Origin of the sequence: Vibrio splendidus, assembly GCF_001557875.1 — a bacterium.
Lineage (GTDB): Bacteria > Pseudomonadota > Gammaproteobacteria > Enterobacterales > Vibrionaceae > Vibrio > Vibrio splendidus_F.
Genome location: NZ_LNRF01000001.1, coordinates 1,266,228 through 1,280,000, shown reverse-complemented (window position 1 = coordinate 1,280,000; position 13,773 = coordinate 1,266,228). Strand labels below are relative to the sequence as shown.

Here is a 13,773-nt window from a genome sequence, read left to right as displayed (position 1 = left end):
ATGTGAAAATCATCAATATCGCGTTTTTGTATGTATCGATAAATTGTTTTTAAATTGTTAAATGTCACATTTTGAGCTGTTTTAATCTTGTTAAGGGTGTAAAACTCACTCAGGCTTGTTTATTATAGTGAACACGGTTTACTCATGTTGATTGAAGTTTACTGAAGTGAATTCTTAGAAAGTGAGTTGTATGGGATTTGTACAGCCATTCATGTTTATAAAGCTAACAATATAACCCTATATAAAAGACATCACTTTCTACTATCTACTGTTTCTAACGTTAATCCGTATCGTTAGAGGCGACTCTAAATAGAGATATAAGCGGCAGACTCGATTTTGGACAGCCTGCAACGCTTCATGGAGAATAAAATGACTCAAGAACACGCTAATCAAGACCTACTAAAAACACCACTGCATGCACTTCACGTTGAAGAGGGTGCAAAAATGGTTCCTTTCGCTGGCTACGATATGCCAGTTCAGTACCCACTAGGTGTAAAGAAAGAGCACTTACACACTCGTGACGCTGCCGGTCTTTTTGATGTTTCTCACATGGGGCAACTTCGTCTACATGGTGCAAACGCAGCTGCTGTCTTAGAATCTTTGGTTCCTGTAGATATTATCGACCTTCCTTCTGGTAAACAGCGTTACGCGTTCTTTACTAATGAGCAGGGCGGCATCATGGATGACTTGATGGTTGCAAACCTAGGCGATCACCTATTTGTTGTTGTGAACGCGGCTTGTAAGACACAAGATATCGACCACTTGACTGCTCACCTACCAGCTGACGTAGAGATGGAAGTGATTGATGACCGCGCTCTATTAGCACTTCAAGGCCCTAAAGCGTCTGAAGTTCTTGCTCGTTTCCAACCAAGTGTTGCAGACATGCTGTTCATGGATGTTCAAAAAGTCGATATCGACGGCGTAGAGTGCATCGTAAGCCGCAGTGGTTATACCGGTGAAGACGGCTACGAAATCTCAGTACCGAACGATCACGCTGAAGTACTTGCTCGTAAACTAACATCAGAAGCAGAAGTAGAGTGGATTGGCCTTGGTGCTCGTGACTCACTTCGTCTTGAGTGTGGTCTATGTCTGTATGGTCATGATTTAGATACAACGACAACGCCAGTAGAAGCTAGCCTTTTATGGGGTATTCAAAAAGTGCGTCGTACTGACGGTGAACGTGCAGGCGGTTTCCCTGGCGCTGACATCATCCTTGAGCAAATTGCGACTAAAGACGTTCAACGTAAGCGTGTTGGTCTTGTTGGTCAGACTAAAGCACCAGTACGTGAAGGCGCTGAGCTGTTCGATGCGGAAGGAAACAAAGTAGGCGTGGTAACGAGTGGTACTGCTGGTCCTAACGCAGGTAAGCCTGTTTCAATGGCGTACGTACGTACTGATCTTGCTGCTATCGGTACAGAAGTATTTGCTGAAGTTCGTGGTAAGAAGTTACCAATGACAGTAGAAAAAATGCCATTCGTACCTCAACGTTACTACCGTGGCTAATCTCTTTTAAGAGAAACCACTAAGCTAACTGAAAGCCTATCGCTCGCTTCTCTGTATTGAGATGTCAAACGGTAGGCTTTTTTGTTGTTGGGATAGTATTCCCTTCTGTATTACAACTCAGTTCGGTTACTCAAAATTAGTTTATAAAATGAGAGATGTGGCAATATCGTTACAAATACTTACTATACTGTTGGTTGTGACGTGTTATGGTGGCGACTCATCATTTCTGTAAATAAGTAGTAGGGGTTACAAGGAGTTATCTATGAATGTGAACCATACAGTGAGTCCGGTTCGTAAGGCAGTTGTTGGACTTTTAGCGCCATTGATTTACACATCAAGTGTTATGGCAACGGAAAACTCGATCGAAACTTCTCCTGACGCGAGCGTAACACCTTATATCGTGAATGGTAGCAATGCTTCCGTTGTCGATTTCCCTTCAATGGCGAGTTTGTTTATCGACCGTATTGATTATGATGGTGTTTATTCTACCGGCCCATACTGTGGAGCAACCATTTTAGACCCAACGCATATTTTAACCGCAGCGCATTGTATTTACGGTAATGAAGAAGGGCAGTTATTTACTACTGTTGTCCCTCAACTTGAAGATTCGTCTCAATTCCCTAACGGTAACATTCAAAAAGCGCGTGTATCCGAAGTTTACTATCGCAGCGACTACTCAAATGCGTTGAGTGATTTACTACGCAACGATGTGGCTGTCCTAAAGCTTGAAAGTGCACTTAATATTGATTCAGTGAACGATGTTGTTAAGCGCCCAAGCTCCGACGGTTACCGAAGTTCTTTGGAGATGTTTACCGCTGTTGGCCATGGCGATACACGTTCAGGGTATGACGCTACTACCTTGTTGCAAAAAGCATCTCTTAATTACGTAGACAACGCGACTTGTGCAAATGCCTTTATTGATGGTTCGGTATTAACGGATAATCAAATTTGTTTTAATGGTGACTACAGTGTATTTACTGGTCTTTATAATGGTACTTGTCAAGGTGACTCTGGTGGTCCAGTCTATTGGAAAGATGGTGCTGACTATCGACAGGTTGGTATCACGAGCTTTGGTCCGGACACATGTGGTGGTAACTCTGCGGTGACGTCTGTATTTACAGAAATCTATGATTATAGAGATTGGATCGATAGCGTTATTGCTGGGAATGAAACCGCTAAGTTTGTTGCAACAGACGCCAAACGAACGGCTTATGTCAATGCACGTACTTCGTCTGGCTCTGGTAGTGGCGGTAGTGTTTCATTTAGCTTGCTAGGCGCGTTGATGTTGCTCGGTGGGTTTAGAAGAGCAATATCTCGTTAGATACCCACGTTTTCATGTTAGTTAAACAAACGGCCAGTCATTCAACTATGACTGGCCGTTTTTGTTTTGTTCAGTTTGTTTAAGCCGTTGAGAGATTTACGCTACTCGTTGATACTAATTGATTAGACGCACAATCCAGTAGACGCTTTTCTACTGTACCTTTCGACAATCTCATCCATCTCTTTTACTGCGTCGTTGATACTTTGAATCCCGCCGTGTGCGACACCTTTTTCATTTTGGTTCAGAGCAGAAAAGGCCTGCTTTAATTCCTTTTCTTCCAACATACTCCCGTGCAGTAACACTTCTTTGTAAGTGAGTAGCTTATGCTGCACTGCAATAATTTCGGAGCGGGCATTGTCCGTTTCTAATGCGTGCTCAATGCAAGGAAATGCCAATTTATAACGATTCGCAATTTCCAATATGACGTCTTTCTTATTCGCAATTTGCAATTTTTCTAATTTCCCAACACTTGAATACTCAAGTTAACAAGCCTATACGTTCAAGACCGATCTAAGTGTGAAAGTTGATGAAACGTAACGTTTTTTAATAATCGAATAATATGCTGTTGATGGCGTATGTAAACCGTCACTAGTCAATATGGTCTGCTTCTTGCTGAAATTAGGTCATAACTGTCTTTTGAGGATGAGCTTATGTCACAAGAACCCATAATAATGGCGCTGATTGAGCGTAGGAAACAAGCCAATCTGTCTCAAGAAAAGTTAGCTTCCAGTGCGGGCATGAGTTTAAAAACTTATCAACGGATTGAACGCGGAGAAGCTGACATCAAGATGTCTCAGTATCGTTCGATCGCCCGAACCTTGAAAGTAACGGATTTGGATGTAGTACTTGATATTGTTGGTGCATCACAAGCAACAGCGGAAGATGTGGCAGCGGTCAGTCGTTTGCTGACCAGCGAAGAGCGGATGTTGTTGATCAAATTGATTTTGTCGGTCAAAAAACAACAGTAGTCTTTCTTTTAAATTTGTTAGCTTTTGAGTAAATAGCGTTAGCTATCGAGTGATGTTCAAATAAATTGGTTAGAGCGAATGTTTCATGGTTAATGCGCTCACGGATGGCATGAAACAATCAATTCACTCGTCCGCGTAGTTGTTTGGTGGTACTTCTCTGTTTTTTACTTTCTAAACGCCTTTTCTGAGAGCCGCGTGTTGGCTTAGTTGCTCGTCTTACTTTTTGTACTTTTGTCGCTTCCAAAATCAATTCTTTCAAACGTACCAAAGCATCGTCACGGTTTTGTTCCTGCGTTCTATACTGTTGGGCCTTAATGATTATCACGCCATCTTTAGTGATACGACTATCTTTATGTGCCAACAGCTTTTCTTTATAGAAGTCGGGTAGGGTGGAGTGCTTGATATCAAAACGTAAATGTATCGCGCTCGATACTTTATTGACGTTTTGACCGCCAGCTCCTTGTGCTCTGATCGCAGTTAGCTGGAGTTCCCAGTCTTGAATCGAAACAGAGTTAGATATTTGTAACATAAACACCCATTTTGAACGGTAATATAGAGTCATGATACTGAATATTAGTTATGGTATCAGTAACTTTCTCAAAGAGTGGTAGTAGTGATGAAAATAGATTTAACGGCATATGATGGATTAATCTTTGATATGGACGGTACGTTGATCGATACAATGCCTGCACATGTAAAGGCGTGGCAACAAACAGCTGAAGAATTCGGTTTTCATTTCGAAGCGTCTTGGCTACACAGTTTAGGTGGAATGCCGAGTTATAAGATAGCTGGTGAGGTGAACAGTAAATACGGCTTATCGCTCGATCCACAAGCTGTTTCAGCGTTTAAGATGGCATCATTTGCCGCTATTGAAGATAAAGGCGATATCATCCCGTGTACTCATTCTCTACTGTTAGAGAATCTAGGAAGTAAGAAGATAGCAGTAGGGACGGGTAGTCAACGTAAAAGTGCGGAGCAGCTATTGGATAAAACAGATATCCTGAATAAGCTCGATATCCTAGTGACAGCAACAGACGTTAAGAACCACAAACCAAATCCAGATACTTTCTTAGATGCGTGTTTTGGTATGGGATTACAACCAAAGCAGTGTGTTGTGTTTGAAGATACCAATCTTGGTAAGCAAGCCGCTCATGCCGCGAAGATGGATTGTGTTCTTGTAGTTGAGGGGAACAAGTTAGAATTTTATCCAGCTCCAAGCTGATCGGTTGCCTAGCAAGGGGATGCCATTGTCTTTTGCTAGGCTATTTCGCTCATCTCTTTGTCTAGGAATAAGCATACGTTGTTTCTACCTGCCGCTTTAGCTTCGTATAACGCTAAATCGGCGCACTTGTAATTAAGTGCTGGATCATTTGTTACGTTAGTAATCCCACCGCTCACGGTGACCACGTTGTCGAGTTCAAGGCTGACAGCGACTCTCAGCCTATTTAGAACGTATTCAGCTTCTTCTGTTGTTGTGTGAGGTAGAATCACGCCAAACTCTTCACCACCAATGCGAGCGACGAAATCAGTTTCACGGCATTCACGTTGAAGTACTTGAGCAACTGTTTGAATGACTCGATCACCATAATCATGCCCAAACCTGTCGTTTATGCGTTTGAAGTAGTCAATATCCAAGATGGCTAAACAAGATTGTTCGCGAGTAGGGTAACGATTAACACGAGAACACTCATCTCGAAGTTCAAGGTCAAACTTTCGTCTGTTCCAACACCCAGCTAATGCATCTTTCTCACTTAGGTTTCTAAGTTTGTTTTCAAGTTCTTTGTGTTTACTGATGTCGACAAATGACGCGACATAAAACTGAATTACACCTTTAGAGTCTTTAATGGTTTGGATGCGCAGTATTTCAGTGATCAAAGACCCGTCTTTGCGGCGGTTGACCACTTCACCTTCCCAAACTCCGGTCTTAGTGATAATGCTCCACATTTTGATGTAGAAGTCTTGATTGTAGCGGCCGGAAGCAAACATGGATGGTTGTCGGCCTTTTACATCTTCTAACTCATACCCACTAACACGAGTGAACTCTTGGTTTACTTTGATGATTCGGTTGTTTCTGTCTGTAATGACTAAAGCAGACATACCATTCATGGCGGCCTTTGCGAGTTGGCTATCTATGCTGTTTTTTTTATGGTTTCTGTTCCACAGAACAAAGCCTGCGGAGATCATCGAAATGAGGAAAGATAAGGTGATGATCTGAACGAAAATAGCTTGTTTTTCTTGTCGGTATTGGCTGTTAAATTGCTGGTTTTCAATATGAAGAACCATGTAAATAGGGCCTTCAAACTGCTTTATCTTAGGGCTGATGTCGGAGTGAAAATACCAATTCTTACCATCAAAATAGCTCGATGATGAATTGCCTTGAATATCTTTCCACAGAGCAGGGTATAGCTTTGCGTATGTTTTGTCTGCGCGCGACTCAATCACATGGCCAAATGATTCAGTTGGATCTGGCCCCATAATGACATGGCCGGTTTTGTTGAGAATGACCGGGACTGCTGCTGATGTACCAATCTGGTAATGTAATCGCTTATAAATCTCAAGCATGTTCAGGTTCGCAATGAAGTAACCAACAATACTGTCACCTTCAGCTACGGGGGTCATAATTCGAAGTGCAGGAATCAAAGGGCGGACAATCTTGCCGTTTTCGACTTCAAGATCAATGCCTTTAGAGCTGACATCTCCAATCTTTAATTTTTTTAGTGCCTTATAATAACCACGCGAAGATTTATTTTGCAGCTCGTTATCCGGAACTACCGTGGCTTGGCCGTCTTTGTAGTTAACACGGTAGACTTCGTTACCATCTAGATCTAGGTAGCGTAGCTGAGAATAGTATTTTTGGCCACGCGCTAACATAACCCAAAGATCTTGTAGTGTTTCTTTGTGGATGAGTGATGGTTCTTGAACTGCACGAAGTAACGTTTGAGAGTCTGCTATAGAAGGGACAGAGTTAGATATTTGCTCAACAATAATGGCGAGTTCGTGAAAACTGTATTCGATTTGGTTTTGGCTGGATTGTTTTATATTGAGCGTGTGCTGAGCATCGACCCTGTCAAACTCAGAGCTTATGTAGAGGGCAGGGACTAATCCTAGGGCTAAGATGGTGCATAGAAATTGGCCGACTAGTTTTTTTATACTTGTATTCATCACTGTCCTCAAAGAATCAGCGCAATACTATATATTTCGTAAGGTTTTTAATGTGATCTTGCCCCAGAACTTAAGATAAGATGCGCATATAACTACGATTTTAGTGCAACTTTTTGCACTAAAGCTTGATTGTTGAGCAATCACTTCGTATTAAAATCATTGCTCAATTGATCGATACAGTCTGTAATCAGAGCCAGTTAATCGCGATTTTTCGCAGGTTATCTAGCTAAGGGCATCTAGCTCAGGCCGATAATATTTCCTTTACTATCAATATCTAATGACATGAAAGCCGGTTTGTCGGGTAGGCCAGGCATGGTCATTACATTTCCGCACAGCGCGTAAATAAAGCCTGCCCCCGCACACAGTTTTAGCTCTCTAACTGGTACGTTAAACTGAGTTGGTGCACCTTTTATATGTGCTTCTGTAGAGATCGATAGAGGCGTTTTTGCCAAACAAACCGAGAGGTCGCTATAACCGTGTTGATTAAACTCAGCCAATTGTTTTTTCGCCAGTGGTGATAGCGAGATACTTGCTGCACCATAACCCACTTCAGCGACAGCCATCAGTTTTTCTTCTATGCTTTGCTCCGAGTTGTATAAAGGCTTAAATTCACTGTCACTTTGGCATGCTTTTACCACGGCGTGCGCCAACTGAGTTGCCCCTTCGCCGCCTTGGCCAAATGCTTCACTCACTTCAACGCTAACGTTTGAATCAAAGTCAGTGATCATCTGTTTCAATGCTTCTAGTTCTTGAGCTGAATCTTGAGGGAATCGGTTAATCGCAACAACTGTCGGTACTCGGTATTGCTTGACGTTATTGATATGCCATTTCAGGTTCTCAAAACCCGCAATAAGCGCGTCTTGATCATCACTAAAGATTGAATCTGGTAACGGAGTACCCGGTCTCAAATCGTATAAACCAGAATTGGCTTTTAATCCACGCAATGTTGCGACAACGACAGCACAATCAGGCTTCTTGTTGGATGCTTTTACTTTGATGTTGCACGCTTTCTCAAAACCCATGTCTGAGCCGAAACCACCTTCAGTTACAACAAAGTCACTCAGCTTTAATGCTATCTTGTCGGCAATAATGGAAGAGTTACCGTGGGCGATGTTTGCGAAAGGCCCTGCGTGTATGAGGGTCGGTACGCCTTCAAGGGTTTGCATCAATGTAGGCTCAATAGAGTCCTTCATTGTCACTGTCATTGCACCCGCTACGTTGAAATCATCTGCGGACAATGGCAAGCCTTGTTTATTGTAAGCAAGTACCACTCGCCCAATACGCTTTCTTAAATCTTGAAGGTCATCAGCTAGAGCAAGAATAGCCATCAGCTCTGAAGCGGCTGAGATATCAAATCCATCTTCTCGCTCAAAGCCATTAATTGTTTTGTCTGCTTCGTTCTTGCCAACCGTGATCATGCGCAGTGCGCGATCATTATGGTCGAGCACACGTCGCCAAACAATTCTACTTGGGTCGATATCTAGTGCTTTTAAGCCTGAGCGCACTTCAAAGGCTTCTAACCCTTCACGCTGTTCATGATACAAACGCGCATCAATGGCGGCAGAAGCGAGGTTGTGAGCGGCCGTCACAGCATGAATGTCACCCGTTAGATGTAGATTTAATTGTTCCATAGGCGCGACTTGAGAGTAACCACCACCCGCAGCGCCACCTTTTACGCCAAATACCGGGCCCATAGAAGGTTGGCGAATGCAGGCCATGGAAGATTGGTTAATCTTTGCGAGGCCTTGTGCTAATCCAATAGTGGTGACGGTTTTGCCTTCGCCAAGAGGCGTTGGTGTGATAGCTGTTACCACGACCAATTTACCATCTTGTTGGTTGACGAGGCGTTCAAGTGATGTGAGAGACACTTTAGACTTGTATTGCCCTAATGGCTGATGTTCGTTGTGGTGCAGGCCAGCTTGTTTGGCAACCTCACTGATGTTTTTAAGGGGAGTAGAGCGACAAATATCAATATCAGACAGCATATTTGATCCTTATATCAGAACCGAAAAGGTGGTACGTAAACGTTTGCGTGGCGATAGTACTGTATAAATTTGCCAAGTAAAGGCAAACCACACGAATTATGTGCTGGAAGATGACAGATCTCAAGAGTCATTGCGCGAGATCAAATCTTAAACGAGCAAAATATTCGACCAGATTACCCTCAGCTGCAGTTATATTAGTGTCGAATACAAAAAGGGCTGCATATCGCAGCCCTTCAGGAAAAGGTAATCTAGTTAGGCGCTAACCTCAATCAGTCAGCAATCTAATATGGTCGATTAACGATCCCAGTATGTTTCTTCTAAGCTATCTTCGCGTTCAGGTAGTGCACGAGAAAGGCGAGGAGAGTGCTGAGTCAATACTTCGTAGCTTACACGGTTTGCGTACTTACAAATTTGAGACAGTGAAGAGTAAGTTAGACAAGCGTGCTCGTGTTTCTCAGAGTTTGGTACATTCACGTGGTGGTAGCTGTTTGCTGCCATGTCGTGTAACAGTGCTGAAAGTGCACCATCACCAGCACCGTTGGTGTTCTTAATTTCAAGTGGGCCACCAAGGTAAGGGCCAATATGAGAATACACTTTTACGGGGTCTTTGCAGTCTTGCTTACGCATCGCGCGGCTAAATTCGTATTTATTGAATTCAGGGATGTTACCCGGTAACAATGGCAGTGTGGTTTCGCGTTTCGCTGGCTCGTCAGTGTAACCTGCCATGTATAGGCCAATAGGACCTGCAGTACATAGAACTAGGTCAACCCATTCAAGTGCTTTGTTAGCAGCTAGCAGAGGATCTTTTTCGCCTGTTAGCGCTTCACCTTCGTCTTCGTTCATCGCGACGATGGTTACGTTTTCTTTCAGGTATTCTTGCCACCATTCAGCATTACCTTCGATCACATACTTAGTACCAAGCGTAAGTACAACAGGCACATTGTGTGCTTTCGCATATTCAATCGCTCTTTGTACCGCTTTTGGCATCGGATCTTCAGGTTTGCCACGCATTAAGTATGACGACACAACCAATGCAGAAGCTTTCTCGAACACTTTTTCTGGAATGCTTTCTGGAAGTAGTTGGTTCATGTGGCCTTCATTGATTGCAAACGTACGTTCGCCATCTTCAGAAATAAGCGTGTAGCAACGACCAATTGGACCATCAACAGTTTGAAGGTGGTTTAGATTCATACGAGAAGAAGTGCGGCAAAGATAACGATAACCAAATGAGCCAACTTCAATCTTCTTAGACATTACGCCAAGCAGGACAGATTTGCTGTCTGCAAGTACGGAATAGTTGTGCAGTGTGTTGCCGATAGTATCGCCAGGGTATTGATGCGTGATCAAACCGCGCTCAACTAACTCTTCATACAGCGCATCTGCTTTACTTTCTTCCAATACCAGAGAGTGACCTTTACTCAGCTCGTATTTTTCTAGGAACTCGTTGTCAACACGGGCTTCGATATCAACAATTGTTTGGCCAACACCGACAATCGTTGCGCGGTGAAGCTTAGGTGTTTGTTGAATTTGGTTGACCAACGGATCACGTGCGTGAGTTGGAAAGTAGTGCTTAGATTTACGCTGTCCAGGAAACTTCATATGAAAAATACAGTGAAAAAATTTTGCCGCATGATATCACATTTTGTTTCTGTTTCTTTCATTTTTATTACATTTTGAATCACCTGCACAATGTCTGTACAGGTGATTCGGCTTACCTTTCGCGTGAGGCTATTGAGCTGGAACAAGTGTTGCTGGATCTACGTAAGCCTCTGTGCCCCAAAGCGGAACGGTTGAAAGGCTATGTTTGAAGCTGCCTTCTGTTTCTTTGGTGGTGTAAGACAAATAGAGCAGGGATTGATTCTCTGCGTCGTAGATGCGGCGAACTTTCATTGTTTTAAAGAAGATACTCTTTGATTGTTTGAATACCACTTCACCTGACTTGCTCTTGTCTATTTGAGCAATCATTTCTGGTGTGATTTCACCCGTTTGACGACAAGAGATTGAGCTATCACTTGGATCAGAAAGGCTAAGGTTCGCCTCGATGGATGCGATATGACAGGTAACACCTGCGATCTTATCGTCATCTAATGAAGACATCTTGATATCTTTCATGGTGAAGAAACCCAGAGAGACGTCGCCAACCTCATTGTCTGAACAGCCAGCTAACATTGTGATGATACCTGCTGCTATTAAGGCTTTTTTCATAAGAAGTCCTTTTTATTTATATAGTTCTGTTTACTATAAGGATATTGAAAGCTTGAGTACGAGTGTAGAGCTTTTCGTTAAGTTCTTAAAGGGGGTTGTTGGATGATGAAAAAGATGAAGTATTTAAAGTACTTGTTGGCCTTGGTCATGCTCTGTATGCTTTCTGCTTGTAGCTCGGCACCTCAGCCGACCCTATGTCTTCCAAATAACTGCGATATTTGGGGATACTAACCGTAGGTACTAAAAGAATGAATAACGAAATACCTGAAATAGCACATAAGAAAAATCAATGGCTGTTTAGTCAGCTCGACATTGCTTACCCCGCAAAAGAGAGCCTCCTAGGCCGTGAACTTTATCAAAGCAAACTCCCATCCAAGTCATACCAACTCCTAGCTCAAGATCAAACGCCTTCCCAAATTGATGAACTGCATAAAGTCGATTTCCATAAACTGACCGTTCTGTTCTCGCTTAACCAAGCCAGTGTGTACCAAGATGAAGCCGAAAGGGCGCACATGCTTGAGTTCTTGAGCCAAATTATGCTGTCTGATGATCATGTTTTATATATTGGTACTCAAAATGGTGACGTGGTGGCGAGTGCAATTGTCACAGCAGCGGAAGGTTCGCTGTTGATATCGGACGTGGTTGCTGGGAGTGGTCAAAGTATCAACGACTTTGCTAAGCAGTTACACGATTTTTGGGCACAAGATCATGCTTCTTGCGATAAAGTGTGGATCGAGAACTAAAGATTCTTTGACAAAGCGTTAATCTAAGTACAATACCCCATCTTATTTAAAGGGTATTGTATGTACAAGCTATTGATATCAATCGCTGTATTGTGTATTAGCGCTTATTCTTCACTCAGTTTTGCTAACGACTGGGATATCAAACGCATCCTAGTTTTACACTCATACGAACCTTCTTACCAATGGACCGCTGATTTCCAAAAAGGGATAGACAGTGCGTTCAGCAAATCTCAAACCGAAGTTAAACTCTCGATCGAGTATTTGGATTCAAAGCGTATCCATAGCCCTGACTATTACGGCTCTCTCTCGAACTATTTGAAAGTCAAATATGCTGGCTACGAATTTGACGGTGTAATTGCTACTGACGATAATGCAGCCAATTTCCTTGAATCATTAAGCACTTTAATTGATCGTTCGACACCAGTGGTGGCCGTTGGGATTAATGACACCAGTACAGATATGTATGCAGTATCTGACAGAGCAACTGTGCTTTACGAGAACGATCAGATAGACGTAAATATCCAGCTGATTTCTAAACTAAGACCTAATCTAAAGAATCTCTATTTCATAAATGATTACAGTGTCACTTCTGAGCTGATCCGTAAAGAAATGAATATCAGGATGGCCAAATTCCCAAATATTAATTTGGTAGAAATACGCGATTTATCACTCGAACATACAAGCCAATTTTTGAAAGGAATTTCTGCTGACGACGCAGTTTTACTTAGTCACTACAACACCGAGTTGAAACAAGGTGTCTATCACACTTATCAAGAAATTGCGGACACTTTGTCTACGGCAAGTGCAGCTCCTGTGTTTGCTTTGTGGCAGTTCTACATTTCAGGTGATGTACTCGGTGGGTATGTTAACCATTCACAAAGTATGGGTGAAGAGGCAGTCGATGCACTCGATAAGTACCTTCCTCTTGGTTTTACGACACCGTTGACCCCCGGAGACAATAAACGTTTTGTATTTAATTACCTTGCAATGAAACGACACGGGATTAGCACAAACGCTTTGCCAGATGAGGCTGTATTTATTAACGAGCCTTCATCTTTCATTCGCAAAAATTTTCAGTTGTTATTGGGTTTATCGATGGTGATTGCGGGTTTGAGCCTGATTATTTTGATGCAATTTGTCACTTTGCGCCAAAAGAAAGAACTCGCGAAAAAGAATAAACGAATTTTAAAACTACAGAAACAAACGCTGAATATTCAGAAAGATATGATCCACGTTTTAGGGGAGGCGATTGAAACTCGCTCCGGCGAAACCGGTAATCACGTTAAGCGTGTTGCCAAACTATCGGCATTGCTTGCTAAGCAACGTGGCTTAAGCCATCGTGAGGTCGAAATGATTGAGATCATCAGCCCGATGCACGATGTGGGTAAGATTTCAATCCCAGAATCAATTTTGGATAAACCAGGTAAGTTAACCGATCAAGAGTGGGAAGTAATGAAACTTCATACCACTGCAGGTTATAACTTATTAAAGAGCGGATCTGGCGATATTACTAATTTGGCAGCAATCATTGCTAACGAACACCATGAGCGCTGGGACGGGACTGGATATCCTAGTGGTAAGGTGGGGGAAGACATTCATCTGTTTGCTCGTATCACGGCGGTTGCGGGTGTGTTTGATGCGCTACTTAGTACTCGTTGTTACAAAGAGCCGTGGCCATTAGAGATGGTTGTCGATTTGTTCGAGCGAGAAAGTGGCTATCAATTTGATCCTCAGCTTACTAAGCTTTTATTGAACCACTTACCAGAGTATGTTGCTATCCGTGATTCGTATCCAGACACAGGTAGTATTGAGCTGGTGCCTATGCCCGTGACCGAAACTAAAGTTTCGAAAGAGTCGACTATTATTTAACGGCCTTTTCTCATTTA

The 13,773-nt window shown here is 42.7% G+C and carries 12 protein-coding genes; 6 read left to right on the top strand and 6 right to left on the bottom strand.

The window, feature by feature from the left end; translation table 11 throughout:
• Window positions 1–369: 369 nt before the first annotated feature.
• The gene (gene gcvT / locus ATB74_RS05475) at window positions 370–1,503 is read left to right on the top strand and encodes a glycine cleavage system aminomethyltransferase GcvT (RefSeq protein ID WP_061017069.1); all 1,134 of its coding nucleotides are present in this window, start codon (window positions 370–372) and stop codon (window positions 1,501–1,503) included.
• A gap of 262 nt (window positions 1,504–1,765) precedes the next feature.
• On the top strand, window positions 1,766–2,824 hold the full coding sequence (locus ATB74_RS05470) for a S1 family peptidase (protein ID WP_061017067.1): 1,059 nt from the start codon (window positions 1,766–1,768) through the stop codon (window positions 2,822–2,824).
• A gap of 122 nt (window positions 2,825–2,946) precedes the next feature.
• Here ATB74_RS05470 and ATB74_RS05465 read toward each other — a convergent pair whose 3' ends face one another.
• Window positions 2,947–3,273 carry a hypothetical protein gene (locus ATB74_RS05465; RefSeq protein WP_061017065.1) on the bottom strand — a complete coding sequence of 109 codons (327 nt, stop codon included), beginning with the start codon at window positions 3,271–3,273 and terminating at the stop codon, window positions 2,947–2,949.
• Window positions 3,274–3,474: 201 nt separating this feature from the next.
• On the opposite strand from ATB74_RS05465, the gene ATB74_RS05460 reads away from it, so the two are divergent.
• A complete protein-coding gene (locus ATB74_RS05460) occupies window positions 3,475–3,792 on the top strand; it encodes a helix-turn-helix transcriptional regulator (RefSeq protein WP_060981376.1) in 318 nt (105 codons plus the stop codon).
• 118 nt (window positions 3,793–3,910) lie between these two features.
• On the opposite strand, the gene arfB is transcribed toward ATB74_RS05460, so the two are convergent.
• A complete protein-coding gene (gene arfB, locus ATB74_RS05455; RefSeq protein ID WP_017630397.1) occupies window positions 3,911–4,321 on the bottom strand; it encodes an alternative ribosome rescue aminoacyl-tRNA hydrolase ArfB in 411 nt (136 codons plus the stop codon).
• An 87-nt stretch (window positions 4,322–4,408) separates the two neighbouring features.
• Here arfB and ATB74_RS05450 point away from each other — a divergent pair, with 87 nt between their 5' ends.
• Window positions 4,409–5,014 carry a beta-phosphoglucomutase family hydrolase gene (locus ATB74_RS05450; RefSeq protein WP_061017063.1) on the top strand — a complete coding sequence of 202 codons (606 nt, stop codon included), beginning with the start codon at window positions 4,409–4,411 and terminating at the stop codon, window positions 5,012–5,014.
• Between the two features lie 35 nt (window positions 5,015–5,049).
• Here the strand turns inward: ATB74_RS05450 and ATB74_RS05445 are convergent, their stop codons facing one another.
• The 4 genes from ATB74_RS05445 to ATB74_RS05430 form a co-directional block, all read right to left on the bottom strand.
• Window positions 5,050–6,954 carry a sensor domain-containing diguanylate cyclase gene (locus tag ATB74_RS05445; protein ID WP_061017061.1) on the bottom strand — a complete coding sequence of 635 codons (1,905 nt, stop codon included), beginning with the start codon at window positions 6,952–6,954 and terminating at the stop codon, window positions 5,050–5,052.
• A gap of 236 nt (window positions 6,955–7,190) precedes the next feature.
• On the bottom strand, window positions 7,191–8,939 hold the full coding sequence (locus ATB74_RS05440) for a formate--tetrahydrofolate ligase (RefSeq protein WP_061017058.1): 1,749 nt from the start codon (window positions 8,937–8,939) through the stop codon (window positions 7,191–7,193).
• Window positions 8,940–9,233: 294 nt separating this feature from the next.
• Entirely contained in the window at window positions 9,234–10,538 is a 1,305-nt protein-coding gene (locus ATB74_RS05435) for an inosine/guanosine kinase (RefSeq protein WP_061017057.1), read from the bottom strand.
• 129 nt (window positions 10,539–10,667) lie between these two features.
• Window positions 10,668–11,144, bottom strand: coding sequence for a CreA family protein (locus tag ATB74_RS05430; protein ID WP_060981372.1), 477 nt, complete (start codon window positions 11,142–11,144; stop codon window positions 10,668–10,670).
• A 248-nt stretch (window positions 11,145–11,392) separates the two neighbouring features.
• On the opposite strand from ATB74_RS05430, the gene ATB74_RS05425 reads away from it, so the two are divergent.
• Both ATB74_RS05425 and ATB74_RS05420 read left to right on the top strand, forming a co-directional pair.
• Window positions 11,393–11,887 (top strand): hypothetical protein, encoded by a 495-nt coding sequence (locus ATB74_RS05425; protein WP_060981371.1) that lies wholly within the window; start codon window positions 11,393–11,395, stop codon window positions 11,885–11,887.
• Window positions 11,888–11,947: 60 nt separating this feature from the next.
• Complete coding sequence (locus tag ATB74_RS05420) at window positions 11,948–13,756, top strand: HD domain-containing phosphohydrolase (protein ID WP_061017055.1); 1,809 nt, start codon at window positions 11,948–11,950, stop codon at window positions 13,754–13,756.
• Window positions 13,757–13,773: the final 17 nt, after the last annotated feature.

Bases quoted from the DNA above. Each gene is read 5' to 3' on its own strand.
- gcvT (WP_061017069.1), top strand. From the start codon at position 370: ATGACTCAAGAACACGCTAATCAAGACCTACTAAAAACACCACTGCAT.
- ATB74_RS05470 (WP_061017067.1), top strand. From the start codon at position 1,766: ATGAATGTGAACCATACAGTGAGTCCGGTTCGTAAGGCAGTTGTTGGA.
- ATB74_RS05460 (WP_060981376.1), top strand. From the start codon at position 3,475: ATGTCACAAGAACCCATAATAATGGCGCTGATTGAGCGTAGGAAACAA.
- arfB (WP_017630397.1), bottom strand. From the start codon at position 4,321: ATGTTACAAATATCTAACTCTGTTTCGATTCAAGACTGGGAACTCCAG.
- ATB74_RS05450 (WP_061017063.1), top strand. From the start codon at position 4,409: ATGAAAATAGATTTAACGGCATATGATGGATTAATCTTTGATATGGAC.
- ATB74_RS05445 (WP_061017061.1), bottom strand. From the start codon at position 6,954: ATGAATACAAGTATAAAAAAACTAGTCGGCCAATTTCTATGCACCATC.
- ATB74_RS05440 (WP_061017058.1), bottom strand. From the start codon at position 8,939: ATGCTGTCTGATATTGATATTTGTCGCTCTACTCCCCTTAAAAACATC.
- ATB74_RS05435 (WP_061017057.1), bottom strand. From the start codon at position 10,538: ATGAAGTTTCCTGGACAGCGTAAATCTAAGCACTACTTTCCAACTCAC.
- ATB74_RS05430 (WP_060981372.1), bottom strand. From the start codon at position 11,144: ATGAAAAAAGCCTTAATAGCAGCAGGTATCATCACAATGTTAGCTGGC.
- ATB74_RS05425 (WP_060981371.1), top strand. From the start codon at position 11,393: ATGAATAACGAAATACCTGAAATAGCACATAAGAAAAATCAATGGCTG.
- ATB74_RS05420 (WP_061017055.1), top strand. From the start codon at position 11,948: ATGTACAAGCTATTGATATCAATCGCTGTATTGTGTATTAGCGCTTAT.